The 23,617-nt window shown below is 45.1% G+C and carries 23 protein-coding genes; 21 read left to right on the top strand and 2 right to left on the bottom strand.

The window, feature by feature from the left end; all coding sequences use genetic code 11:
- Position 1 precedes the first annotated feature (1 nt).
- The 5 genes from E5329_RS20670 to E5329_RS20650 all read left to right on the top strand — a co-directional run bounded on the left by E5329_RS20670 (position 2) and on the right by E5329_RS20650 (position 5,718).
- Positions 2-703 carry an L-ribulose-5-phosphate 4-epimerase gene (locus E5329_RS20670; protein WP_135991243.1) on the top strand — a complete coding sequence of 234 codons (702 nt, stop codon included), beginning with the start codon at positions 2-4 and terminating at the stop codon, positions 701-703.
- Between the two features lie 338 nt (positions 704-1,041).
- Entirely contained in the window at positions 1,042-2,085 is a 1,044-nt protein-coding gene (locus E5329_RS20665) for a LacI family DNA-binding transcriptional regulator (RefSeq protein ID WP_135991242.1), read from the top strand.
- Positions 2,063-3,463, top strand: coding sequence for an MATE family efflux transporter (locus E5329_RS20660; RefSeq protein ID WP_135991241.1), 1,401 nt, complete (start codon positions 2,063-2,065; stop codon positions 3,461-3,463). The genes E5329_RS20665 and E5329_RS20660 overlap by 23 nt, the downstream gene beginning before the upstream one ends.
- A gap of 12 nt (positions 3,464-3,475) precedes the next feature.
- Complete coding sequence (locus E5329_RS20655) at positions 3,476-4,657, top strand: phosphoribosyltransferase domain-containing protein (protein WP_135991240.1); 1,182 nt, start codon at positions 3,476-3,478, stop codon at positions 4,655-4,657.
- On the top strand, positions 4,654-5,718 hold the full coding sequence (locus E5329_RS20650) for a cysteine protease StiP family protein (protein WP_135991239.1): 1,065 nt from the start codon (positions 4,654-4,656) through the stop codon (positions 5,716-5,718). Before E5329_RS20655 ends, E5329_RS20650 begins: the two co-directional genes overlap by 4 nt.
- A gap of 64 nt (positions 5,719-5,782) precedes the next feature.
- Here E5329_RS20650 and E5329_RS20645 read toward each other — a convergent pair whose 3' ends face one another.
- Positions 5,783-6,742, bottom strand: coding sequence for an HpcH/HpaI aldolase/citrate lyase family protein (locus E5329_RS20645; RefSeq protein ID WP_135991238.1), 960 nt, complete (start codon positions 6,740-6,742; stop codon positions 5,783-5,785).
- Positions 6,743-6,984: 242 nt separating this feature from the next.
- Between E5329_RS20645 and E5329_RS20640 the strand changes: the two genes are divergently transcribed.
- The 13 genes from E5329_RS20640 to E5329_RS20595 all read left to right on the top strand — a co-directional run bounded on the left by E5329_RS20640 (position 6,985) and on the right by E5329_RS20595 (position 19,795).
- Complete coding sequence (locus E5329_RS20640; protein WP_275443539.1) at positions 6,985-8,595, top strand: trypsin-like peptidase domain-containing protein; 1,611 nt, start codon at positions 6,985-6,987, stop codon at positions 8,593-8,595.
- 120 nt (positions 8,596-8,715) lie between these two features.
- Positions 8,716-9,303: a rhomboid family intramembrane serine protease gene (locus E5329_RS20635; RefSeq protein WP_135991237.1), complete on the top strand. Its 588-nt coding sequence runs from the start codon at positions 8,716-8,718 to the stop codon at positions 9,301-9,303.
- 17 nt (positions 9,304-9,320) lie between these two features.
- Complete coding sequence (locus tag E5329_RS20630) at positions 9,321-11,594, top strand: YceG family protein (protein WP_135991236.1); 2,274 nt, start codon at positions 9,321-9,323, stop codon at positions 11,592-11,594.
- Between the two features lie 5 nt (positions 11,595-11,599).
- Complete coding sequence (locus E5329_RS20625; protein ID WP_135991235.1) at positions 11,600-12,748, top strand: toxic anion resistance protein; 1,149 nt, start codon at positions 11,600-11,602, stop codon at positions 12,746-12,748.
- Between the two features lie 29 nt (positions 12,749-12,777).
- Positions 12,778-13,359, top strand: a complete 582-nt coding sequence (locus E5329_RS20620) for a TerD family protein (RefSeq protein ID WP_135991234.1) — start codon at positions 12,778-12,780, stop codon at positions 13,357-13,359.
- A gap of 22 nt (positions 13,360-13,381) precedes the next feature.
- Positions 13,382-13,963, top strand: a complete 582-nt coding sequence (locus E5329_RS20615; protein ID WP_135991233.1) for a TerD family protein — start codon at positions 13,382-13,384, stop codon at positions 13,961-13,963.
- Positions 13,964-14,057: 94 nt separating this feature from the next.
- The gene (locus E5329_RS20610; protein ID WP_135991232.1) at positions 14,058-14,648 is read left to right on the top strand and encodes a TerD family protein; all 591 of its coding nucleotides are present in this window, start codon (positions 14,058-14,060) and stop codon (positions 14,646-14,648) included.
- A gap of 148 nt (positions 14,649-14,796) precedes the next feature.
- Complete coding sequence (locus E5329_RS20605) at positions 14,797-17,451, top strand: calcium-translocating P-type ATPase, PMCA-type (RefSeq protein WP_135991231.1); 2,655 nt, start codon at positions 14,797-14,799, stop codon at positions 17,449-17,451.
- Between the two features lie 96 nt (positions 17,452-17,547).
- Positions 17,548-18,306, top strand: coding sequence for an HAD hydrolase family protein (locus E5329_RS20600; RefSeq protein ID WP_135991230.1), 759 nt, complete (start codon positions 17,548-17,550; stop codon positions 18,304-18,306).
- A gap of 148 nt (positions 18,307-18,454) precedes the next feature.
- Positions 18,455-18,595: a hypothetical protein gene (locus E5329_RS29975; protein WP_168356708.1), complete on the top strand. Its 141-nt coding sequence runs from the start codon at positions 18,455-18,457 to the stop codon at positions 18,593-18,595.
- Between the two features lie 44 nt (positions 18,596-18,639).
- Positions 18,640-18,813, top strand: a complete 174-nt coding sequence (locus E5329_RS29970) for a hypothetical protein (protein WP_168356707.1) — start codon at positions 18,640-18,642, stop codon at positions 18,811-18,813.
- On the top strand, positions 18,797-18,982 hold the full coding sequence (locus E5329_RS32625) for an ATP-binding protein (protein ID WP_408634682.1): 186 nt from the start codon (positions 18,797-18,799) through the stop codon (positions 18,980-18,982). The genes E5329_RS29970 and E5329_RS32625 overlap by 17 nt, the downstream gene beginning before the upstream one ends.
- Before the next feature lie 18 nt (positions 18,983-19,000).
- On the top strand, positions 19,001-19,795 hold the full coding sequence (locus E5329_RS20595) for a GNAT family N-acetyltransferase (RefSeq protein WP_330572272.1): 795 nt from the start codon (positions 19,001-19,003) through the stop codon (positions 19,793-19,795).
- A 98-nt stretch (positions 19,796-19,893) separates the two neighbouring features.
- Here the strand turns inward: E5329_RS20595 and E5329_RS20590 are convergent, their stop codons facing one another.
- Positions 19,894-21,264 (bottom strand): NCS2 family permease, encoded by a 1,371-nt coding sequence (locus E5329_RS20590; RefSeq protein WP_135991228.1) that lies wholly within the window; start codon positions 21,262-21,264, stop codon positions 19,894-19,896.
- Between the two features lie 205 nt (positions 21,265-21,469).
- On the opposite strand from E5329_RS20590, the gene E5329_RS20585 reads away from it, so the two are divergent.
- From E5329_RS20585 to E5329_RS20575, 3 genes are all read left to right on the top strand, one after another.
- A complete protein-coding gene (locus tag E5329_RS20585) occupies positions 21,470-22,648 on the top strand; it encodes a cation diffusion facilitator family transporter (protein WP_135991251.1) in 1,179 nt (392 codons plus the stop codon).
- Between the two features lie 214 nt (positions 22,649-22,862).
- Positions 22,863-23,117 carry an HPr family phosphocarrier protein gene (locus tag E5329_RS20580; RefSeq protein ID WP_016303911.1) on the top strand — a complete coding sequence of 85 codons (255 nt, stop codon included), beginning with the start codon at positions 22,863-22,865 and terminating at the stop codon, positions 23,115-23,117.
- Positions 23,118-23,139: 22 nt separating this feature from the next.
- A complete protein-coding gene (locus E5329_RS20575; protein WP_135991227.1) occupies positions 23,140-23,562 on the top strand; it encodes a DUF6465 family protein in 423 nt (140 codons plus the stop codon).
- Positions 23,563-23,617 lie beyond the last annotated feature (55 nt).

Below are 23,617 nucleotides of genomic sequence, written 5' to 3'. Positions count from 1 at the left end.
TATGTTAGAAGAACTGAAACAAGCGGTTTACGAAGCAAATATGGATCTGCCCCGTTACGGGCTGGTAACCTTTACCTGGGGAAATGTCAGCGGCATTGACCGGGAAACGGGCTTGTTTGTCATCAAGCCCAGCGGCGTGGATTATGATAAATTGTCACCGGACAATATGGTGGTGATGGATCTGAACGGCAATAAGGTAGAGGGAAAATACAATCCTTCTTCTGACACGGCCACCCATCTGGAATTGTACAAAGCATTTCCCCAAATCGGCGGAATTGTCCACACCCATTCCTCCTATGCCACAAGCTGGGCGCAGGCAGGACGCAGCATTCCCTGCTACGGCACTACCCATGCAGACTATATGTATGGAGAAATTCCCTGTGTGCGCTGCCTGACGAAGGAGGAAATTGACGGCGCATACGAAGAAAACACCGGACATTTGATTGTGGATTCCTTCCGGAAAATGGGAAAAGACGTGATGGCTGTTCCGGCAGTATTGTGTAAAAATCACGGTCCCTTTGCCTGGGGCAAGGACGCTCATGAAGCAGTGCACAATGCAGTGGTGTTGGAGGAAGTGGCAAAGATGGCCTACCGTGCGGAAACCATCAATCCCAGGATTCAGCCTGCACCCCAGAAATTGCAGGATAAGCATTATTACCGGAAACATGGGGCCAATGCTTATTATGGACAGAAAGAAGAATAAAACTTAAGAGTTTCCTTTGAAACGGACAAGGAACAACGGATGACAGGCCGGGAAGAAGCTGCATGGATGGCGGAGCTTCTTTCCGGCTTTTGTATGTGGCTGCTGTTGTCTGTTTCATGTACAATTTGTATAAAAAATCCCTGCATTCTTTGGATTGGGTTACGCATTTAACCTTTGAAAAACAGCTTCTGTTTTACTATACTTATACCCGTAGCCAAATGATTTGCAGGAAGGTTCTCATTCTTTCAGGAAAAACAAAAAATCATTTGGTGAATAAGTATGCCCTTGAGCGTAAATGCTCAGGATAGTTGATTTTTTAGAAAAGGAAGTGCACGGTTGTGGAAAAGGGAAGAATCAGAATCGCAGACATTGCAGAGGAGCTTGGTCTCAGCACAGCAACCGTTTCCAATGTGATTCATGGAAAAACGGGAAAGATATCGGATGAAACGGTGAAGCGGGTGCAGGAACTGATAGAAAAAAGCGGTTATATTCCCAGTATGGCAGGCATTCTGCTGGCGCAGAATAATTCCAAAATTATTGGCGTTGTGGTGAATGATCATGAGAAATACGAAGGACACGTGTTGGAGGACGGATTTATTTCAGCCTCTGTCAACGCCCTGTCCAGGGAAATTGACGGGGCAGGCTATTTCATGATGATAAAAGTAACAACGAAATGGGATGAAATTGTGCGTTTTGCCTCCATGTGGAATATGGACGGATTGGTTATGATTGGATTTTGCGAACAGGATTATCAGAAATTGCGGGAATCCATGCATATACCCTTCGTAGTGTATGACGGGTATTTTCAGGAGACTCAAAAAATTTGCAATCTGGTGATAGACAATTATAACGGCGGTTACCAGATGGGAGAATATTTGAAACGTATGGGACACAAAAAGGTCCTGTGCATTTCTGACAATTGTATTTGTATGGATTTGGAACGGATGGAGGGATTCAGGGCAGCTTTGGGAAGGGAGCAGGTTGATTTTCTGGAAGTTCCTTTTGAGAGAAAAGAGCGGATGAAATTATATCAGCAGCGGGAAGAGGAGATTTTGAAGCATACGGCGGTTTTTGCGGTGTCCGATTTTTATGCAGTGGAATTGATCCGTTATCTGCAGGAAAAGGACGTCCGTGTGCCGGAGGATCTTTCTGTTGCGGGATTTGATGACAGCCCGTTGTGCAATTATTGTAATCCTGCGCTGACTACGGTAAGGCAGGATGCGGCCGTCAGGGCAAGGACGGCAGTTTCAGTCCTGAAAAATCTGAAAATGGGAACGGAGGAACGCATTGTTGTGAAGCTGCCAACGTTTCTGGTAGAACGTAAAAGCGTAAAGAAATTACCCAGGGAGGATTGGGACGATGGAAAAGAAACAAACATTTGAGCGTGCGGTGCTGAAAATAGCTCTGCCTGTGACCTTGCAATCCTTGCTGCAGTCCTCCTTCAGTGTGATTGACCAGGTTATGATAGGGCGGCTTGGAAGCGGCAGTATTGCCGGAATTGGTCTGGGCGGAAAATTTGCCTCTCTTTATTCTGTAGTTCTGGCAGCTGTTGCTTCAGCAGCCGGCATTATGATTTCACAGTATTTTGGGAGAAAGGATGAAAAATCTGCAGGTCGGAGTTTTTTGCTTAATCTGGCGTTATCTGTGGCGTTGGCGGCGGGGTTTTTTTTGCTTTGCATCGTTTTTCCGGAACATATTATGGCGGTTTATACGAAAGAGGAAGGGACAAAAGAGCTGGCAGCGTCATATCTGCGTATTCTGGCAGTGTCTTTTCTGCCTATGGCAGTCAGTTCTATGCTGACAACCATGCTTCGATGCATGGAAGCAGCCGCGTTTCCTTTGTATGCAAGTATTTTTGCGTTGGTATGGAATACGGGGCTAAATTATCTGCTGATTTTTGGAAAATGGGGATTTCCCAGGATGGGAGTGGCAGGAGCGGCCCTGGCAAGCGTGATTGCCCAATTGATTTCCTGTATTGTCATTTTTCTTTTTTTCCTGCATAATAAGAAGAAGCGGGGAATGAAGCTGCTGGTTTGCCAGGAGAATAAAACAGACCATTGTCAGGAAATATCAGAACAAGGGGTGGAGCGCCATCCTTCGGGGAGAGCGGGAGAGTTCAGGCGTCAGTATCTGGAAATTCTCTGTCCGCTGCTGGTTTGTGAATTTTTATGGAGCCTGGGGGAAAATGTGTATACTGCCATTTACGGAAATATAGGAACAGACGCATGCGCCGCAATGACGATGACCATACCAGTTCAGACCATTGTGATAGGAGCGTTAAGCGGCCTTGCCCAGGCGTCGGGCATCCTGATAGGAAAATCCCTTGGGGCAGAGAAGTTCGGGCAGGCGTATGAAGAATCTAAAAAGCTGATGAAATATGGCCTGGCAGCTTCAGTCATGTTGTCGCTGGCCCTTACAGCAGTCAGCCCTTTCTATGTGAAAATTTATTGTGTGGAGCCGCAGGTTCAGGAAATTACAAGGAGACTGCTTCTGGCGATTGCTGTGATTGCGCCTGTGAAGGTATTAAATATGATACTGGGCGGGGGAATTCTCAGAAGCGGAGGAAAGACAAAATACGCCATGTGGATCGATCTGACAGGCACCTGGATCTTCGGAGTTCCGTTGGGAATTCTGGCGGCGTTTGTCTGGAAGCTGCCGGTGGCTCCTGTATATTTTATCTTATCGCTGGAGGAATGTGTAAGATTGGGGATTTCTTTTGTGATTTTCAGGAAAAAAATCTGGATGGAAAGTATTCAATAGATGGAGGATTGTATGTACACAGAAAATATCATAGCCATTGCCAAACGGGAAAATAATGCAAAGCGTAAATTTCTGGTTGTTAATAAATATCAGGGAAAACATGTTCCTGTGAGCCCTGACCTGCCCCTTAAAATGTTTTCGGCTCTGGCGGATTTGGTGGCGGAGCGCTGCAAAGGAGAACGGCTTTTGCTGATTGGTTTTGCAGAAACCGCCACTGCAATTGGGGAAACATTGGCGGTACAGCTTGACACAGATTATATGCAGACTACCAGGGAGCATATTCCCGAGGTAGAGTACCTGTACTTTTCTGAATCTCACAGCCATGCCGCAGAGCAGAAGGTGGTAAAAAATGATTTGGACTCTGTGATTGGAAGAATAGACCGGATTGTTTTTGTGGAAGATGAAGTGACTACCGGAAATACCATTGGAAAAATTGTGAGTCTGATTCGGCAGACTTATGACAAAGAATTGAAGTTTTCCGCAGTCTCCCTGCTGAATGGAATGGACGAAGAGGCCCTGGAGAGATATCAGAAAGAGCAGATTGATCTGGTTTATCTGGTAAAAACAGAACACAGTGGATATTCCGGAATTGCAGATGGGTGCAGGAATGACGGAAGTTACCATAAAGTCAGCGGTCTGGCAGCAGATGTGTATCTGCCGGAAGCGGAGGAAGTTCCAGTTTCCGAGAATATCAGTGCCCAAGGCATTCATAAGATGAGCCAAAAACTCCTGTTTCGTCCAATTACTGCTTCTGGATATATCAATGCCAGAAGGCTTCATAAAGGCCGGGAGTACCAGGCTGCCTGTGAAAAATTATGGCAGGAGATAAAAGAAAGAATTCCCTTTGGAAAAGGCAGGGACATTCTAGTTTTGGGCACAGAGGAATTTATGTATGCTCCCTTATATGCGGCGCAGAAAATCTCTGAATTGGGGAACAGGGTGAAATGCCATGCAACGACCCGAAGCCCAATTATGGTCAGCAGGCAGCAGGAATATCCGCTCCATGAACGGTATGAGCTGGTAAGCCTCTATGAGGAGGAACGCACCACATATGTGTATGATCTGGATAATTACGATCTGGCGCTGATTCTGACGGATGCAGAGCCGGAACATCCAGGTGCAGTATCTCTTATCAGTGCTCTGGATAGCTGCGGCTGCCGTGAGATTTATATGGTTAGGTGGTGTGGAAAATGAGAAGCTCTTACAAAGAAGGGGATGTTATTTTCCTGTTAAAAGATATTACTGGCCTGGTGAAGCCCCAATCCACAGAGGAGCGGGAAAAGGAAATCCAGGCAGGACGCCATTACTGCGAAATGCTTCCCATTGAGTATGTGCCGACGCAGAAATACATGGAAGTGTATCGGGAAACGTTGGAGCATTACGCCAGGCCCACGGCTCTGGCAGTTGGGGCGTTAGCGGATAAAATCATAAAAGAAAAGGGGGAGCATGTGGTTCTTGTGTCCCTGGCAAGGGCTGGAACCCCCATTGGAATTCTTCTGAAGCGTTATCTCTGGAAAAAATATCGTCTTCAGGCGCCCCATTATTCAATTTCCATTATCCGGGGAAGGGGAATTGACGATAATGCCATAAAATTTCTTCTGGAACAGTATCAGCCAAAGGATCTGCTTTTTGTGGACGGATGGATTGGAAAAGGGGCAATCTTGGGGGAACTGAAGAAGGATGTCGCTTTTTATCCGGGGGTTTCTTCTGAGCTGGCAGTGCTGGCAGATCCGGCAAACGTTACAAAATTATGTGGAACCCACCAGGATATTTTGATTCCCAGCTCTTGCCTGAACTGTACGGTGTCAGGGCTGGTGAGCAGGACATTTTTGCGGAAGGATATCATTGGAGAAAATGATTTTCACGGCGCGGCATATTATGGGGAATTGGAAGATGCAGATTTGTCCTATGATTTTATCCATGCTATTGAAAGAGAATTCGTAATTCAGAAAGAAAATAATGAAGGGGCCATTGAGGGGACCAAAGATCACAACCCGGGATTGGAGGAAGTAAAAAAGATTGCCATGGAATTTGGCGTTTCTGATATTAATTTGGTAAAGCCGGGAATTGGTGAGACCACCAGGGTTCTGCTGCGCCGTGTTCCATGGAAGGTATTAGTCCGGCCAGACTGCAGAAATGATAAATCCCTGGCGCATATTCTTAGGCTGGCGGAGGAAAAAAATGTGCCCGTCGCCTGTTATCCATTAAAGAACTATAAGTGCTGCGGAATCATTAAAAAACTGGCAGATGCGTAAATCTGCCGGTTTTATTCTGCAGAGGATATGATACATGCACAAGAAAAGAAATTAGCAGAGCCTATTATTTCAGTCCATAAGCTTCTGCCAGAAGCAGTGTCCGCAGAGCCCAGTTGTAATGGGTTTTGTATTCATTCATCCGCTCTTTTACAATGCTGCCGGCAACCAGGGAGGGAGAAGCGGTATCCCAGTCCAAAATGGCGTTTGCATCGTTGTAGTCCTTCAGCGGCACCTTGTATGCTTCATTTACCAGCGGAATCTGGTTGGGGTGGATGACGGTTTTGCCGATAAATCCGCACAGCCTGTCGTCATTCAGTTCTTTGCTCAGGCCGGAGTCCCAGTTACTTCCATTATAATATTCAAATACAGGCCCTGAGACAACATAATCCATGCCGAAAACTGTGATAATGTCAGAGAAAATATTTGCCACCGGACGTATTTTGTATATGGATTCATTGCTGTGTCTGCGGAAGCCGAACATATGGCAAAGATCGTTGCCGCCCACCCGGATATTCAGCACATATTGAGAGATATCATCTAATTTCCCCTTCAGTTCGTAGAGAATGGAAGCCCGGTTCTGAAGATGGATCATGGAAGGGCTTTCAAAAATCGGCATCATGTAAAAGGGGCTGCTCTCCTGGGCGTTGATGTCTTTGAAGGTCTGAAGGTAAGCGTCTGCATTTTCCAGAGAGAATTTTGGAATATTAAAGCCTGTAACAATTTCCCTGGAATGTCCCAGCCGATCCAGCAGGCTTTTGATCTGTTTCCAGGTTCTGACCCGGATAAAGAGTTTTGGAAGGAAAAAGGGCGTCTGGGCCTGGCGGGAATGTAAAGTTTGGAGGGAAGCAATCAATATGTTTTCCGCATCTGCCACACAGTTGTCTTGTATGGTATCCTCTAGGCACAGAGCCAGGGAAAAGTGTTTGCCGAATTTTTCATGGATCAGAGAATTTGCAATGCTTTTGTTGTTGGCGGGGCAATAGAGCAATGGGCCAACGCTGTAAGCAGGTAGAAAATGGTTCATTTCTGGCACTCCTGTTTTAAAAGATTTTACCATATATTATATGGCAAAACAGTTGGTTGCACAATAGGAAAGTGGGGTTAGAAGTTTCCATTTTAGGGGAAATGCAGTGAATGGTATACATAATATATTGATCATAGATACAAAATGCGGTAAAATCAAAGAAAAGTATTGGAGTTGAAAGTAGAGCCTTTCTATATCTAAAGAGAATCAGGAAGATTTACGAAGGGATCAGGTGATTTCCTATGCAGACAAATTTTAAAACAAGATATCATGTAATGGAATTGTCCTCCGTGGAGGCGTTTATGAATGTAAAGGGCGGCTTCCATCATGGATGTAAGGATGTGTATTTTCTTCGGATTACAGGAATCAATGCGGCAATGCCAACAGAGATCCAGCGGATGGATCAGACATTGACAGAGCGGATGAACCAGGGACAGGGATTTTACAACAGGCTAAGCAGCCTGCCCCGGCTGACGGCCATGGAAGACGCAGCGTTTTATGGGGACTGTTATGAGAATTGGAGGAACAGTGGGAAGCAAAGTGTTTCGATTAAGGCGGTCATGCCAAATCAGCAGCTGTGTCAGATTCTTAGCAGGGCGTGTGAAGAAATTCTCGGTTTGTTGGAAAAGGGGAAGCAGGGAATGAATTCCTCTATAGAAAAAAATTTTATGGTAAAGGTATTTTTTTGGCTGGATCAGACAGTGTTTTCGGCTTTACAGAATTGGAAACCGGAAAATTCTATGAAAGTGGCGTGCATGAATATTGCCAGGCAGCAGGAGTATCTGTTTTGTTATCTGCTTACTTTGCTGGGATTTGATGTGCTGCTGCTTCAGACAGAGCAGGATATTTCTCCGGAACTGGAGCGGCTGGAGCTGTCCCGCAAGTGTGTGGCTGCAGGTTTTGGACAGTATGAGGCGGCAAATTCCAGGCAGTATGCGGTGCCGGAGTATCGTCCTGAGATGTATGCCGGGGACAGAAATTCCGAAGAAGACATATTCCATATGTCAGAAGGAATGGCAAGTGCAGTCGGGATTCAATCGCAGACTGCCGCCTCAAGGGCTGCAGTGAATGTCAGAATACCGGAACGTGACAGAAGAACCAGAGAAATGCTGGATTCCAGGCGTCATCGGGAAGTTCCGGGGCAGCAGAACTTATCCAGCGCAGGAGAGACAGTCATCCGGCAGAACCCATCCAACGCAAGAGAGACAGTCATTCAGCCAAAGCCATGGAGCGGAAGTAAAACCTCAGCGATACAGCCGATTCCCCAAAGGGGCAGGCGGGAACTGAGTTATGAGGAGCTGGCTCAGCTTGCATCCTCTGTGGTGCAGATTATGATTCATGACGGACGGGGAGATGTGATAGGCGGCGGTTCCGGAATTATGATTGGCAGGGAGGGCTATATCCTGACCAATAACCATGTGGCCTGCCGGGGAAGACTTTATTCTGTAAGGATTGAGGAGGATCAGCGGGTATATCAGACAGACGAAATGATTAAATATAATTCTGTTCTGGATCTTGCGGTGATCCGGATTGAGCGGAAGCTTTCGCCCCTTCCCATTTATAAAGGAGAGAAAAAACTTGTCCGGGGACAGCGGGTGGTAGCCATCGGCAGTCCGCTTGGGTTATTTAATTCTGTGTCTGACGGGATCATTTCCGGATTTCGTGAGATAGAGGGGGTAGATATGATTCAATTTACAGCCCCTATTTCCAATGGAAGCTCTGGCGGAGCGGTGCTGAATATGTATGGGGAAGTAATTGGAATCAGTACGGCGGGATTTGATGCAGGGCAGAATATTAATCTGGCAGTTGGGTATGAATACATAGGAAATTTCGTTCGGGGGTTTGTGAATTGAAGATTACTAGAATTACTGTCAAATACTCAATTCTTAAATATCTGAAAATTAAATAAAATGCATTGAAATAAATGGTAAAAAACTTTATAATAAAACATAATGTGAAATGAGGAATTGCTTATGTCTGAAAATAGAAAGCTGAAAATATCTTTTAATTCTCCGGTAATCTTAAGCTTTACCATCCTTTGTTTTCTTGTGATGATATTAAATATCATGACCCGGGGTTTTACCAATCAGATATTTTTTAGTGTATACCGTTCCTCCCTGCTAAGCCTGTGGACTTATGTGAGATTTTTCGGGCATGTGCTGGGGCATGCAGGGTGGAGCCATTTTTTTGGAAATATTACGCTGATTCTGGTTGTTGGGCCGCTGCTGGAGGAAAAATACGGTTCGGCCAACATGCTGTTTGTGGTTCTGGCAACAGCGCTGACAACTGGCGTGGTGCATTTTATTTTTTTCCCGAGAGTGATGCTTTTGGGAGCCAGCGGCGTGGTATTTGCAATGATTCTTTTGTCCTCCTTTACCTGCGTGAAGGAAGGGGAGATTCCTCTGACTTTTATTTTAGTGGCGGTGATTTATATCGGACAGCAGGTGTATGAGGGAATTTTTGTACAGAATAACGTATCCAATCTGACCCATATTCTGGGCGGAATGGTAGGAGCAGCTCTTGGCTATGTGATGAACAAGAACAAGATGAACAGATATTGAAGGTGAATTGCAGATATATGTTGAAACACAGGAAGCTTCAGAGTTTAGATGAATATTTTTTAGAGCCGGAAGGCCGGAGGGAATCAGGGGTGTTTTTTTACCGGATTTGTGGATATAATCAGGAGATCCATGGATTTATCCGGAAATATTATGATGCAGCCAGAACCTCCGGCGTTGTGATTGAGGGAAGGATTCCCAATCCGGAGGAAAAACAGCTGGACTATTACGGGGAGATTATGGGAATGGATTTCCAGATGAGTACGGGCTTCCTTTTGGCCAGTCTGAAAAAATGGCTGCCGCGAATGAAGGATTATCAGAGGGAGCAGGTGTCTTTGGCCATTTATGATACTCTGGATGGGATGCGCAGGGCAGGTAAGAATGAGAACATGATGAAAAACGCCTACATTAAGTTCATGTGCTGGCTTTACTATAAATTTGAGCGTGTGGTGAATCAGCTTGAAGAACATCATATCCCCAAGATTTTGTATGAAGGCGAAATCAGCAATTATGAATTAAAATTGATGGCCGTTCTGTCCCGTGCAGGCTGTGATATTGTGCTTTTGCAGTATCATGGAGATGAGAATTATTTAAAACTGGATGTAACTTCTGAACTTTCCTTTGCCTGGAATGGGGAAAATATGACGGCTTTTCCAAAGGATTTTTCTCTGAAAGGGTTGCGGGAGGAAGTGAGACGGGAGCAGGATAAGGAACGTCTCTATGGGCCGGCGCCAGGTCTGCTGAACTGCACCAATGCCTGGATTCAGGGAAAGGGGCTTACGGATATCAAAACGGAGCTTCGAAGCAGGGGAAGCAACCCTGGGCTTTTTTATAACTGTTTTATTAGAATCAACGGTGTGGAGGATAAGCTGACTTATTTAAATGAATTGTTCCAGTTTCAATTGGAACTGAAAAACAGCGGCCGGAAACTGGTAATTGCAGACCAGGAGATTCCGAAGCCTACGATGGAAGAAATCAGCGGCGTGGTTCGTAAAAATTATGCCGGGCAGAACCAGATGCTTGCAGATTTGGCGGCGAACAATCTGAAATATGCAGCAAACCCGGAATTACAAAGGTTAATGTATAAAGCGTTTCTGGATATTATGCTGGAAGAAGCAAAGCATCCGGGAATGAATCTGAATAAACTGACCAACAAGGCGGTCTATCTGATTTGCTGGCTGAAACGGTACCAGTCAGAACTTTTTTATCAGTGGAAAATCCCGGAAATCGGCTGTTTTATTTATCTGGGCGGGTGCAAAACAGAAAATGAAGGAATGTTTCTGAAGGTTCTGGCAAGGCTGCCGGTGGATGTGCTGATTTTAGCTCCTGATTTGAATCGGAGATGCTGTCTGGAGGATTCGCTGCTCTATGAGGTGAATTATCCGGAATCCCTGACGGTGGACAGGTTCCCCCAGGATAATTCCGGAATACGGATGGGAACAGCGGCTTACCATGCAGAGCGGGAGCTGGATACGATCATGTATCAGGATTCCGGCCTGTACCGAAACCGTCAGTATGGGAAAGCCAATGCCGTGACGCTGCAGACCATGTATGAGGAAATTGAGCTTCTCTGGGATCAGGAGCTGAAGTACCGGCCCAATTTCAGTACGGTGGATGAGGTTGTGAATCTTCCGGTGATTTATGCCAAGATTTCTGGCGTGAAGCTGGGGATATCTGAATACTGGAGCGGCATAAAGAGGCTTGTGACCGGTGATACTGTGGTGTCTGGGAAGGTTCCCTATATCAGTTCTGCGGAACCCAACCCCATCAAGCCTTATGTGACGGAGTTTTTTAAAAATGGAAAGCTGCAGCGGGCGAAAATCAAAGGCCATTCCGGTTATCCCTATGGATTTCTCCGGGAGGAGATTCAGGAACATATTCTGGATAAGCTGCAGCTTTTGATCGAGCAGAGGATTATCAAAGGGACATTTGAAAATGGGATGGAATACACGATCATTGCAGTGGTCCTGAACCTGAAAAAAGAAATTTTAAGGATGATACAGAAGTTTGATTTTACGAAAAGGAACCCGAAGTTTCTTTATATTAATACTACAGAGGCAATGATAACGCTGGAGGATTCTATTCTGGTATCTTTTTTAAATCTGGCAGGCTTTGATGTGTTGTTTTTGGTGCCTACTGGATATCAGAGTATCGAGAAATATCTGAATAAGAAATTAATGGAAGAACACCAGATTGGCGAGTATATGTATGATTTGCAGGTACCGGATTTTGGCAGGATTCCATCTAATGCACGTCAGTCATGGCGCGATAAAATATTTAAGAGAGGTAGTTGATGCATATGGGACTTGATTTTAGCAAAACAGCGGTGCAGCCGCAGCAGCAGGCGGTGCCGGAACCCAAGAATGAAATTGAGGTGGTGCAGCAGTACGACATTGTTGCCGACAGGCAGCAGATGAATGACACGCTGACTAATTCGGCAGAGGTGGATAATTTGGTCAGCACTATTGAGGTTCACAACTTAGAGACCATTGTGTCCTTCGGAGCTGAGGCGGCGGAAGAGATTTCTAAGGCTTCCGATGTGGTATTAAACAGCATGAATATGTCACAGCTTGACGATTCCAGCGAAATGCTGAATACTCTGGCAAAGGTGATGTCTAAATTTGATGTGGAGGAATTAAAGGAGAATCCGGGACTCTTTGGGAAGATGTTTGGAAATCTCAGGAAACAGTTGGATAAAATTCTTGCCAAGTACCATACTATGGGAGAAGAGGTAGATAAGATTTATGTGCAGCTGAAACAATATGAGTCGGAAATCAAGCAGTCCAATCGTAAGCTGGAGCAGATGTTTGAAGCCAATGTAAATTATTATCATGATTTGGTAAAGTATATTCTTGCCGGGGAACAGGGGTGCCGGGAACTGGAGGCATATATTGCCCAGAGGCAGGCGGATTTGGATGCAACCGGAGATAATTCCATTCAGTTTGAAATTCAGAGCCTTCAGCAGGCATTGATGATGTTAGAGCAGAGAACCCAGGATCTGCGGACGGCGGAAAGCGTGGCAATGCAGTCGATTCCTATGATTAAAACCATGGAATTCAGCAATATGAATCTGGTGAGAAAAATTAATTCTGCATTTATTATTACGCTTCCGGTCTTTAAACAGGCATTGGCACAGGCTATTATGTTAAAGAGACAGAAGATTCAGGCGGAAGCCATGTCTGCCTTGGATGAAAAGACCAACGAGATGCTTTTGAAGAACGCAAGAAATACGGTGGAACAGTCTAAAATGACCGCCCAGCTTGCTTCCGGCAGCTCCATTAAGATTGAAACTCTGGAAACTACCTGGAGAACGATTGTAAACGGTATTGATGAGACGAAGCAGATTCAGCAGAATGCAAGGCAGCAGCGCATACAGGATCAGGCTAGACTTGAAAATATTAAAACAGAGTTTAACAGAATGTACCATATGCCAGACAAAAAGTATTAGAAGTTACAGAATAAAGGAGGATATGAAGTATGCCAATTAATTTATCAAAGGGACAGAAGGTTGATTTAACAAAAGGAAATCCTGGTCTGAAAAAAATTATGGTAGGATTGGGGTGGGATGTGAATGCATTTGATTCCGGCGCAGATTTCGATCTGGATGCGGCAGCGTTTATGCTGGGACAGAATGGAAAATGCCCCACAGAAAAAGAATTTATTTTCTATGGGAATCTGGAGCACAGCAGCGGCGCTGTCAAACATATGGGCGATAACCTGACCGGGGAGGGAGAAGGAGATGACGAACAGATTCAGATTGACCTTGCCATGATCCCGGCCAATGTGGAGAAGGTTGCATTTACGGTGACAATTTATGATTCTGATGTAAGACGGCAGAATTTCGGTCAGGTGTCCAATTCCTTTATCCGGATTGTAGATGAGACCACGGGGCAGGAGCTGATCCGTTATGATCTGGGAGAAGATTTCTCCATTGAAACCGCTGTAGTGGTGGGAGAATTGTACCGCCATAACGGTGAATGGAAATTTAATGCCATTGGAAGCGGGTTCCAGGGAGGACTTGCAGCCTTGTGTGGGCATTATGGAATAGAAGTTGCTTAATTTTTAAGGAGGAAATAAAGATATGCCAATAAATTTGCAGAAAGGCCAGAAGGTAAGTCTTACCAAAGACAATCCGGGATTGTCTAAAATTGTTGTGGGATTGGGATGGGACATAAATGCATTTGATACCGGAGGAGATTTCGATCTGGATACGGCGGCGTTTTTGCTGACAGATGCAGGGAAAGTTTCAAAGTCAGAGGATTTTGTATTTTATGGAAACTTGCAGCATCCTTCCGGATGTGCGCAGCATATGGGTGATAACCGAACCGGCGCAGGAGATGGGGACGATGAACAGATCCGAGTGGATTTGTCCATGGTTCCGGCGAATATTACCAAGATAGCCTTTACGGTTACCATTTATGAGTCTGAGCAGCGGCGGCAGAACTTCGGCCAGGTGAATAATGCATTCATCCGCATCTATAAAGAGGATACGGGAGAAGAATTGCTGCGTTATGATTTGGGAGAAGATTTCTCCATTGAAACGGCCGCAGTGTTCGGCGAATTATACAAAAATGGCAGTGAATGGAAATTTAATGCCATCGGAAGCGGCTATCAAGGCGGATTGGCGGCTTTATGCGCGAATTACGGCGTGGAGGTTGAGTAGCCATTGGCAGGAATATGGATATCAGAATGGATGGATGCTAAAGCAAACTGGACGGCTGTTCCTTTAGCATTCATCCATGTGAAGGAGGAAAAAAATGTCAATTAGTTTACAAAAAGGGCAGAAGGTCAATTTGTCTAAAGATAATGCAGGATTGTCTAAAATCATGATTGGTCTGGGATGGGATGAAGTGCAGCGAAAGAAACGGGGGCTTTTTGCACCCAAGCCTCAGGAAATTGACTGTGATGCTTCTGCGTTGCTGTTAAGCGACGGCAAGGTAAGAAGAAAAGAGGATTTGGTATTTTTCGGAAATCTGCGTCATGATTCCGGCGCCGTTTTGCATATGGGGGATAACCTGACTGGCGCCGGGGACGGGGATGACGAACAGATTGCAGTGGACTTGTCTATGATTCCAGCTCAGTATGATAGAATTGTGATTGTGGTAAATATTTATCAGGCGGTGGAGAGAAGACAGCATTTCGGAATGATTCAGAATGCATTTATCCGCTTGGTGGACGGCAGAAATAACAATGAAATGTGCAAATATAACCTGACAGAGGATTATTCCGGCATGACAGCCATGATTTTCGGAGAAGTATACCGATACAACGGGGAATGGAAGTTCAACGCCATTGGACAGGGAACCAATGACAGAAGTGTCGGGGAACTGGCCAACAGATATGTATAAAATGCCATAACCGGACTGGCGGACAAAGATAATATGGGCCGCAGAAAGAATTGCGGAGAAAATAATAAGAGCCGCAGAAAGAATTGCGGAGAAAATAATATGGGCCGCAGAAAGACTGGCGGACAGATCTATATTAAGGAGACATAGAATGAAATTTCAGGGACTTACAGACAAAGAAGTAGAGCTTTCCAGAGGGAAATACGGCTCAAATGAGATTCCGGATTCAGAACCTACCACCTTTTGGGAGGAATTCAAGGAAACTTTTGGAGACCCCATGATTAAGATACTGCTTGCCATAGCAGTTCTTATGATTGTGATGTTTTTCTTTGGATATGCAGAGATTTATGAACCGCTGGGCACGATTGTGGCAGTTTTGATTGTGGCGTTTGTATCGGCAAAGACAGGCGTTGCCAGCGATACCAAGTACCGGGAGCTGAAAGACAGTACCAAAAAGGACCAGTGCAAGGTTCACCGGAATAATATGGTTACCGTGATTGACGTGGATGATGTTGTGGTTGGAGATAAAGTGCTCCTCCAGTCAGGGGATAAAATTCCCGCAGACGGAATCCTTGTTTCCGGCGCTTTAAGCGTGGATAACTCTGCATTGAACGGAGAGGCGGAGGAGTGTAAAAAGAAAGAAACTTCACCGGAAACCTCTCTTGTCGAGGATATCACAGGGGATACCTTTGTAGATTCCTACTCCTTGTTCCGGGGAGCGGTGGTTTTTGACGGAGAAGGCGTCCTGGATGTAAGGAGAGTAGGCTTAAAAACAATGATGGGCAAGATGGCGGAGGAAATGCAGGAGGATGAGCCGGACTCTCCTCTGAAGGTGAAGCTGGCAAAGCTGGCAAAGCAGATTTCCACCTTTGGCTATATCGGAGCCATTGTGATTGCAGTATTGTATTTTTTATACTTTATTGTGTCGGCAGGCGGCGTGTCCGAGTATTTTTCCATCGGGTTTGAGCAGGTGATAAAAGATATTGTAAATGCCGTTTCTCTGGCGGTGGTTATCATTGTCTGTGCTGTGCCGGAGGGACTTCCTCTTATGATTTCCCTGGTGCTGATGCAGAACACCAGCAAGATGCTGGATCATAACGTATTGGTGAGAAAGGCCGAAGGTATTGAAACGGCAGGCTCCCTGAATATTTTATTCAGTGATAAAACTGGAACCATCACCAAAGGAATGCTGGAAGTGGTGGATTTCTTCACGGCAGACGGCGCTTCCATTCCGATTCCGGAACTGGGCGGTCACGGGAATGTGAAAAGACTGCTGGATTTGGCAATCGGGAAAAATACCCAGTCCATGTTTGACGGGGAACACCGGGTCATCGGCGGAAACGCTACAGATCAGGCATTGATGAAATTTATCGGGGAAGAAACCTTCCGTACTCTGGAAGCGGATAAAAGCTGTGTGGTATCAAGAGCCCAGGGATTTAATTCCACCAATAAGTTCAGCCAGGCAAGAATTGACAGAGAGGGGAAAACCTTTTATAAAGGCGCCCCGGAGCGGCTGCTGGCTTCAGCAGTAAAGTATCTGGACGGAAACGGGGAAATCCGTGACATTGACAAGTCTGCATTAGATAAAAAAATTGATGATTTGGCCGAAAAGGCAATGCGGGTATTGGCTTTCGGATATTCGGAAAAAGAACTTGTGGAAAATAAAATTAACGAGGATATTGTGATTATCGGCCTGGTGGGCATTCGGGATGATGTCAGGCCCGAGGCGAGGGAAGCCATTGAAGAGGTGCAGAACGCCGGAATTCAGGTGGTTATGATTACCGGAGACAGGCTGGAGACGGCAGTTGCCATTGCCAGGGATGCAGGGCTTTTGAAAAATGACTCTGACCGGGCGCTTTCCTCTGCTCAGTTAAATGAAATGTCAGATGATGAGGTGAAGAAAATTATTCCCAATATCCGGGTGATTGCAAGAGCGCTGCCTACGGACAAATCCCGAATGGTGCGGCTCTGTCAGGAAATGAACCTGGTGGTTGGCATGACAGGAGACGGGGTCAACGATTCTCCGGCGTTGAAACGGGCTGACGTTGGCTTTGCCATGGGAAGCGGTACGGAAGCAGCCAAAGAAGCAGGTAAAATTGTAATTTTGGATGACAACTTTAAATCCATCAAGGACGCCATCTGGTATGGCAGGACGATTTACCATAATATCCTGAAATTCTGCAAGTTCCAGCTTGTGATAAATGTTGCGGCAGTGGTGGTAAGCGCCATTGCGCCGTTCTTCGGCGTGGAGGAGCCGTTAAAGGTAACCCATTTATTGTTTGTCAATCTGGTTATGGACGGCCTGGGGGCAATTATGCTTGGCAATGAGCCGGCTCTTAAGAAGTATATGGATGAGAAGCCCCGAAGAAGGGATGAGAGCATTGTAAGCAGAAAGATGATGGCTCAGATTATCACCATGGGGGCCTGGCTTGTGCTGATCAGTTTCCTGTACCTGAAGCTTCCTTTCTTCCAGAATTTGTTTGAGACAGAGGAGCAGCATCTGACTGGCTATTTTGTGCTGTTTATTGTAAGCGCCCTGTTTAACGGATTTAATGTCAGGGATGATAAATTTGGCATTTTTAAGGGATTAAATGAGAATCCCGGGTTCCTGAAGGTGTTCTTTACGATTATTCTGGTGCAGGCGTTAATTGTGAATGCGGCCCTTGTGCCCTTTACAGCGTTCACCTGGATTGGAAACATGTTCAGCTGTGTGCCTTTTGGAATTGTGGGCTGGGCAGCCGTAGTGCTGCTTGCCGTGACCATGATTCCAGTGGATTTGGTACGCAAGGCGATTGTAGAGCGATAGGAACTTATAAAGGTGTGCGGTCTTTTGGTCTGCCGGGAGTGCATAAGTGCATCCGGCGGCCTTGGATCTGCACACTTTTTTGTTGGAGGAAGCGGAGTGGTATTTCATTCAGACTTGGACAATACATTGATTTATTCCTATAAACATGAGATAGGATTACATAAAATATGTGTGGAAATCTATCAGAACAGGGAAATTTCCTATATGACGGAGGTCTCCGCAGCATTATTAAAGCAGGTGCGGGAAAAGACGTTATTTGTGCCTACCACCACAAGAACTGAGGAGCAGTATCAGAGGATTTGCTTGGGGAAACAGCCGCCGGAATATGCGCTGACGTGCAATGGAGGAATTCTTCTGGTTCAGGGGGAAAGAGATTTGGACTGGTACCTTCAGTCCAGGGAAATGCTCACTGATTGCCAGACAGAATTATACGACGCCGGGAAGCTATTGAAAACAGACAAAAATGTGAATTTTGAAGTAAGGAACATTGAAAAATTATTTCTGTTTACGAAAAGCGTCAGGCCTGAGCAGACTGTTTGCAGATTACAGAACTATTTGAAGGGGAGCCAGTTAGAGATATTTTCCAATGGGATGAAGGTGTATGCAGTGCCTGGAAAACTAAACAAGGGAGAAGCGGTCAGAAGGTTCCGCCAGAAAGTGCAGGCAGGGATAGTGGCGGCAGCGGGGGACAGCAGGTTTGATATTTCCATGTTGGAAGAGGCAGATCTGGCCCTGGCAGATCATGGCCTGATGGGAGAGAGGATTCAGGGGAGGCATGTGGTTTATCTGGGGGAGAAGGGGATTTTTTCGGATGAGATGTTGAAGTATATTTTATCTATAGATGATATTTCCTAGTTAAAACCTTGATTTTAAGTATAAATAGATTGGAATTTCTCTTTTTATGATGTATAATTTTGGCAGCCTTAGAACTTGATAGATAGAGGAGTTTCGTAAAATTTTTGCTGGAACATGATTATCCCCTGCAAAATGAGAAGGAGACAAAATGACCCTTGGAGAAATTAAAAATGGAGAATCAAAAAACGTAGAATTTAAAGTTCAGCTTCCGGATGACAGTAAAAAGTATATTTTGGTACCTACATACGGGTGGCTGGAACCGGCAGACCAGAAGATGAGACAATTTTAAGAGATTTGGAATATCAGGGAGCAGGAAATTCCTTTGATGAACTGATGAATGTTGAAATGGATTATGAGGAAAATGCAGCATTGAATTTATGTGAAGATATAAGAAGATATATCGCAGAATCCAAAGAAATTCCAATAAAAAAGGTGAGGGAAATTTCTATTACAAATCTGGAGAACTGGGGAGTTTTAAGTGGAGCAGGCAATGGAGGGGCGTTCTAAAATTCGGAATGTTTGTATTGCAGAGATCTTCAGCAGGATGGGAATTATCGAGCAATGGGGAACAGGGCTTAGTGTCAAAAAGCCGAATCAGATATGCTATGAAAAGCTTAAAAGAAAGAGGCATTCTTGTGCAGGAAGGCTCTGCGAAAAGCGGCAAATGGCTGATTAAAAAATAAGGAGAACCATTATGATATACAAAATAGAAAAAAAACAGATGGATAGAATTGCTCCCTTGTATGCCGGTTGGGATGAATCCCTTATCTGGTCCTGCCTGCAGGGCTGCATGGGAGAAGCATGGGCAGACAGTATTAAACAGCCTTCAGCAGCCAGAATTCTGCTGGCGGATTTTTGTTTTTTCGCCGGAAAAGCCAATCAGGCATTGGTGACGGAAGAAATCAGTAACCAGGTAAGGGAATTTGTAATTATGGTGCCTCCTCTGGATGAAACCGGAGAGAGCTGGGCCAGAGAAATTGAACAGGCATACGGTGAAAACTGCAGGCGCGTGGAGCGGTACGCCATAAAAAAGGAACCGGGAGTTTTTGACAGAGAACATTTGAGAAGACTAGCGGAAAGCCTTCCCGAAGATTACGAGGTAAAGCTGATAGATGAAGAAATATTTACGCAGACCAGGAAATCACAGTGGTCTGTGGATTTTACCTCTCAGTTTGCGGATTATGAAGATTACCGCAGGCGGGGATTAGGCGCAGCAGTGCTTTATCAAGGAGAGCTGGCGGCAGGGGCGTCCTCCTACACCGTGTATCGGGAGGGAATTGAAGTGGAAATTGGCACAAGAGCGGATTGCAGGAGAAGAGGTCTGGCTTCCGCCTGCGGAGCAAGGCTGATACTGGAGTGTATGGAACGGGGGTTATATCCAAGCTGGGACGCTCAGAATCTGTGGTCGGTAAAACTGGCAGAGAAATTAGGGTATCATTTTGACAGGGCGTACCCTGCCTATGAAGTTTATAAACTGAGTGGAAGTTAAGACAGGGGCAACATGGAAGGATAGTATACATTCAGAGACAGATCATATGACAGGGCTGCCGCAGCTTTTGCTGCGGCAGCCCATGTTCTTTGGATGTTTTATAAAAAGATGTATTTCAGGATAAAAAGAACTGTCAGCACATACATCAGAATGCTGATTTTCTTCTCACCTGCCTTACCAGTCAGCAGATTAATAATCGTCCAGGAAATTACTCCTACGGCGATTCCTTCTGAAATACTGTAAGCGAGAGGCATGGCTATAATGCAGAGGAATGCAGGGATTGCATCGCCCATATCCTCAAAATCAATTTTGGCAACTGCGCTCATCATATAGAATCCCACAATAATCAATGCAGGGGCAATGGCAAAAGAGGGAATGCTTAAAAATAACGGGGAGAAAATTACGGACAGCAGGAATAACAGTCCCGTGACAAGGGAGGTAAGTCCGGTGCGTCCGCCTGCCGTTACGCCGGCAGCGCTTTCCACGTAAGTGGTAGTTGTGGAGGTTCCGAATAAAGCGCCTATGCAGGTGGCAATTGCATCAGATAAAAGAGCCGGCTTAATCCTGGGCAGCTTTCCGTCTTCGTCCAGCATGTCCGCTTTGGAGGAAACGCCAATCAGAGCGCCAAGGGTATCAAATAGATCCACAAACAGGAAAGAGAACATGATAATGATAAAGTTTCCGATGTTAAAGCTGCTGAAATCTACGGTAAAGACAGCTCCCAGGGTTTCCGTAAAGGAAGAAAAATCAAGGCTGACAATTCCAGAGGGAATTACAGAATACATGCCTGCTTCCGGAGAAGGCACATATATGCCTGCCAATTCGCAGAGGATGCCCAGAACCCAGGTGATCAGGATGCTGAGTAAAATACCGCCTTTTACTTGTTTCACCAGCAGAATAGCGGTAATCAGCACGCCTACCAGGGCAAGAATCGCGCCAACGCCAACGGAATGGAAATTTTCCCCCTTGAAAGTCTGGTAAGTAACCAGTGTGGAATCGCTGTGGACAATCAGCTTTGCATCCTGCAGGCCGATGAAAGCGATAAACAGGCCGATGCCTACGCTGACAGCAGATTTCAGGGTCATAGGGATGGCGTTGAAAATTGCTTCCCGCACGTTGGTCAGAGATAACACAATAAAAAGAATGCCTTCTACAAATACTGCAAATAACGCCACCTGCCAGGAATAGCCCATGCCGATGACGACTGTATAGGCGAAGTAAGCGTTCAGTCCCATGCCGGGGGCCAGTGCGAAGGGATAATTCGCCAAAAAGGCCATAAGCAGCGTACCCACAAAGGAGGCCAGGGCCGTGGCAATCATGACCGCATTGGGGTTCATGCCCGCAGCAGACAGGATGTTGGGATTGACGGCAAGAATATATGCCATAGTCATAAATGTTGTAAATCCTGCAATGACTTCAGTTTTTACATTTGTGTTGTTTTGTTCCAGTTTGAAAAATTTTTCCAACATAAAGTTTACTCTCCTTTTCCCAAAAATATGCAAGTAATTATATCACGTATTTTGGAAAAATACTATGGGAAAATGCTTTTCCTTTGGTTTTATTTGTGTTACAATGAATTGCGCTAACTATGTACAATAAGCAAAGTTTTTCATATGATAATAGGAAAACCGGAAAATGGGAAGCTGTCATATGGAAAAATTTCAGGGAGTCGATATGGTCACAATATTGATAAATCTGCTGATTAAAGAGAAAGATGATGTGAAAAATCCGGCGGTCCGCCAACAATATGGAATGCTTTGCGGGACAGTGGGAATTGTTTTGAATTTTCTGCTGTTTTTTGGAAAATTTCTGGCAGGAGCCATCAGCAACTCCATATCTGTTACGGCAGACGCCTTCAATAACCTGTCAGATGCAGGCTCTTCCTGCGTTACTCTGGTAGGATTTAAGATGGCAGGCGCCAAGCCGGATGTGGGGCATCCTTTTGGACATGGACGAATAGAATATATTGCAGGGCTGATTGTATCCGGGGCAATTCTTCTGATGGCGGTGGAGTTAGTACGGACTTCCGTGGATAAAATTTTCCATCCTCAGGAAGTGGAGTTCAGAATTTTGACGGCGGTAATTTTACTGATTTCTATTCTGGTAAAGCTTTATATGGCATATTATAATTACAGAATCGGCAAGAAAGTGGATTCTGCAGCAATGCGCGCCACAGCCACAGACAGTTTGAGCGATACCTGCGCCACCGCAGTGGTTCTTTTGTCTGCCGTTGTGGGTAAAGTAACAGGTCTTCAGATTGACGGATACTGCGGCGTGTTGGTGGGAATTTTTATTTTCTATGCAGGAATCTGTGCAGCCAGGGAGACGCTGGATCCTTTGCTGGGGCAGGCGCCGGAGGAGACGCTGGTGCGCCAGATAGAGAAAATTGTGCTGTCTCAGGAGGAAATCTGCGGGATACATGATCTGCTGGTGCATGATTACGGCCCAGGCAGACTGATGATTTCTCTCCATGCAGAAGTTCCAGCCGAAGGAAATATTCTCGAACTCCATGACATTATAGATAACACAGAGGTGGAGCTGCGTAGGAAATTAAACTGTGATGCAGTGATTCATATGGACCCGGTGGTAACAGAAGATGAACATGTGCTGTATTTGCAAAAACAGGTTAGGGAGATTATAAAGCGTATTGATTCGGTGATTTCCATGCATGATTTTCGGGTGGTTGCGGGGCCAAGCCATACAAATTTGATTTTTGACATTGTGGTACCCTATGACTATGAAATCAGCGATGAGGAATTGATTCAGCAGATCCAGGACCAGGCTGCAAAGGTTTTGGGAGAGAACCATTTTGTGGTAATTCAGGTAGATAAAGCATACTGTAAAAAAGAATAAAATTGGTACTTTAGGGAGATAATTAGGAAAAACAGAGAAAAAATGTTTGAAAAATTGTTTAATTTTTCTTGTATAAAGTATATTTTTTCAGTGGAAATTGCCAGTTTTTCAGAAACCGCTTGAAAAAGGAAGTTGGTTGGGGTATATTTATTACGGTATATAGCGCATGTGTAAACTGGTTGTATGATAGTATTACATGAGAAAGAGAGATAAGATGAGCGAAAAGAAAATTATTGTATCTAATGTAGCTAAAGAGTACAGCAATCCAATTGCAGAGTTGGTGCAGGTGGCTTGCCAGTTTGACAGTGAAATCAGGCTGGAAAGCAGCGAGGCAAAAATTAACGCAAAGAGTATTATGGGAATCATGGCATTTAATCCGTCAAAGGGAATGACTGTAAATATAGTGGCCGATGGAAGCGATGAAGAAGAAGCACTGTTGGCAATGGAAAAATTTTTAGTCTGTCAGTAAGAAAACAGGGAGGAAACAGGAAATGGAAAAGAGAGAAGCAAAGACAACTCCAGTAAAAACAGCAGCAACCAAATCGGCAGCAGAGGTGAAAGAAGAAACTGCCATAAAAGAGACTGCTGGAAAAGCAGAGACAAAAGAGACAGCAAAGAAGGAAGAGACTAAGAAAGAGACAGCAAAGAAAGAAACCGCAGCAAAGAAATCAATCAAGAAAGCTCCGGCCAAGAAAACAGAAAGCAAGAAAACAGAAAAAGTAGAAGAAGTTTATCTTCAGTTCCATGGGCAGGAAATTGCAACAAAAGATGTGCTGGAAAGAGCAAAACAGGCTTATATTGCAGAGGGGCACAGAGAATCATCTATCAAATCTATTCGTCTGTACATCAAACCGGAAGAAAATATGGCTTATTATGTAATTAACGAGAAAATTGCCGGGGGCGTAACTTTATAATTAGGAACTTACCAACGTTTTTCTACGCAAAATGGCAAAATTTACCCATAGTGAA

It is taken from the genome of Petralouisia muris (assembly GCF_004793545.1).
Classification (GTDB): domain Bacteria; phylum Bacillota; class Clostridia; order Lachnospirales; family Lachnospiraceae; genus Petralouisia; species Petralouisia muris.
The sequence above is the reverse complement of the archived record's forward strand: the minus strand, read 5'-3'. Positions and strand labels throughout refer to the sequence as shown.

Excerpts from the sequence above, each read along its gene's own strand:
- E5329_RS20645 (WP_135991238.1), bottom strand. The coding sequence starts at position 6,742 with ATGAACCATTTTCTACCTGCTTACAGCGTTGGCCCATTGCTCTATTGC.
- E5329_RS20575 (WP_135991227.1), top strand. The coding sequence starts at position 23,140 with ATGGAAAAGAGAGAAGCAAAGACAACTCCAGTAAAAACAGCAGCAACC.
- E5329_RS20630 (WP_135991236.1), top strand. The coding sequence starts at position 9,321 with ATGTTGAAACACAGGAAGCTTCAGAGTTTAGATGAATATTTTTTAGAG.
- E5329_RS20660 (WP_135991241.1), top strand. The coding sequence starts at position 2,063 with ATGGAAAAGAAACAAACATTTGAGCGTGCGGTGCTGAAAATAGCTCTG.
- E5329_RS29975 (WP_168356708.1), top strand. The coding sequence starts at position 18,455 with ATGACCCTTGGAGAAATTAAAAATGGAGAATCAAAAAACGTAGAATTT.
- E5329_RS20615 (WP_135991233.1), top strand. The coding sequence starts at position 13,382 with ATGCCAATAAATTTGCAGAAAGGCCAGAAGGTAAGTCTTACCAAAGAC.
- E5329_RS29970 (WP_168356707.1), top strand. The coding sequence starts at position 18,640 with ATGAATGTTGAAATGGATTATGAGGAAAATGCAGCATTGAATTTATGT.
- E5329_RS20585 (WP_135991251.1), top strand. The coding sequence starts at position 21,470 with ATGGTCACAATATTGATAAATCTGCTGATTAAAGAGAAAGATGATGTG.
- E5329_RS20640 (WP_275443539.1), top strand. The coding sequence starts at position 6,985 with ATGCAGACAAATTTTAAAACAAGATATCATGTAATGGAATTGTCCTCC.
- E5329_RS20610 (WP_135991232.1), top strand. The coding sequence starts at position 14,058 with ATGTCAATTAGTTTACAAAAAGGGCAGAAGGTCAATTTGTCTAAAGAT.
- E5329_RS20625 (WP_135991235.1), top strand. The coding sequence starts at position 11,600 with ATGGGACTTGATTTTAGCAAAACAGCGGTGCAGCCGCAGCAGCAGGCG.
- E5329_RS20605 (WP_135991231.1), top strand. The coding sequence starts at position 14,797 with ATGAAATTTCAGGGACTTACAGACAAAGAAGTAGAGCTTTCCAGAGGG.
- E5329_RS20580 (WP_016303911.1), top strand. The coding sequence starts at position 22,863 with ATGAGCGAAAAGAAAATTATTGTATCTAATGTAGCTAAAGAGTACAGC.
- E5329_RS20655 (WP_135991240.1), top strand. The coding sequence starts at position 3,476 with ATGTACACAGAAAATATCATAGCCATTGCCAAACGGGAAAATAATGCA.
- E5329_RS20595 (WP_330572272.1), top strand. The coding sequence starts at position 19,001 with ATGATATACAAAATAGAAAAAAAACAGATGGATAGAATTGCTCCCTTG.
- E5329_RS20620 (WP_135991234.1), top strand. The coding sequence starts at position 12,778 with ATGCCAATTAATTTATCAAAGGGACAGAAGGTTGATTTAACAAAAGGA.
- E5329_RS20590 (WP_135991228.1), bottom strand. The coding sequence starts at position 21,264 with ATGTTGGAAAAATTTTTCAAACTGGAACAAAACAACACAAATGTAAAA.
- E5329_RS32625 (WP_408634682.1), top strand. The coding sequence starts at position 18,797 with ATGGAGGGGCGTTCTAAAATTCGGAATGTTTGTATTGCAGAGATCTTC.
- E5329_RS20670 (WP_135991243.1), top strand. The coding sequence starts at position 2 with ATGTTAGAAGAACTGAAACAAGCGGTTTACGAAGCAAATATGGATCTG.
- E5329_RS20635 (WP_135991237.1), top strand. The coding sequence starts at position 8,716 with ATGTCTGAAAATAGAAAGCTGAAAATATCTTTTAATTCTCCGGTAATC.
- E5329_RS20650 (WP_135991239.1), top strand. The coding sequence starts at position 4,654 with ATGAGAAGCTCTTACAAAGAAGGGGATGTTATTTTCCTGTTAAAAGAT.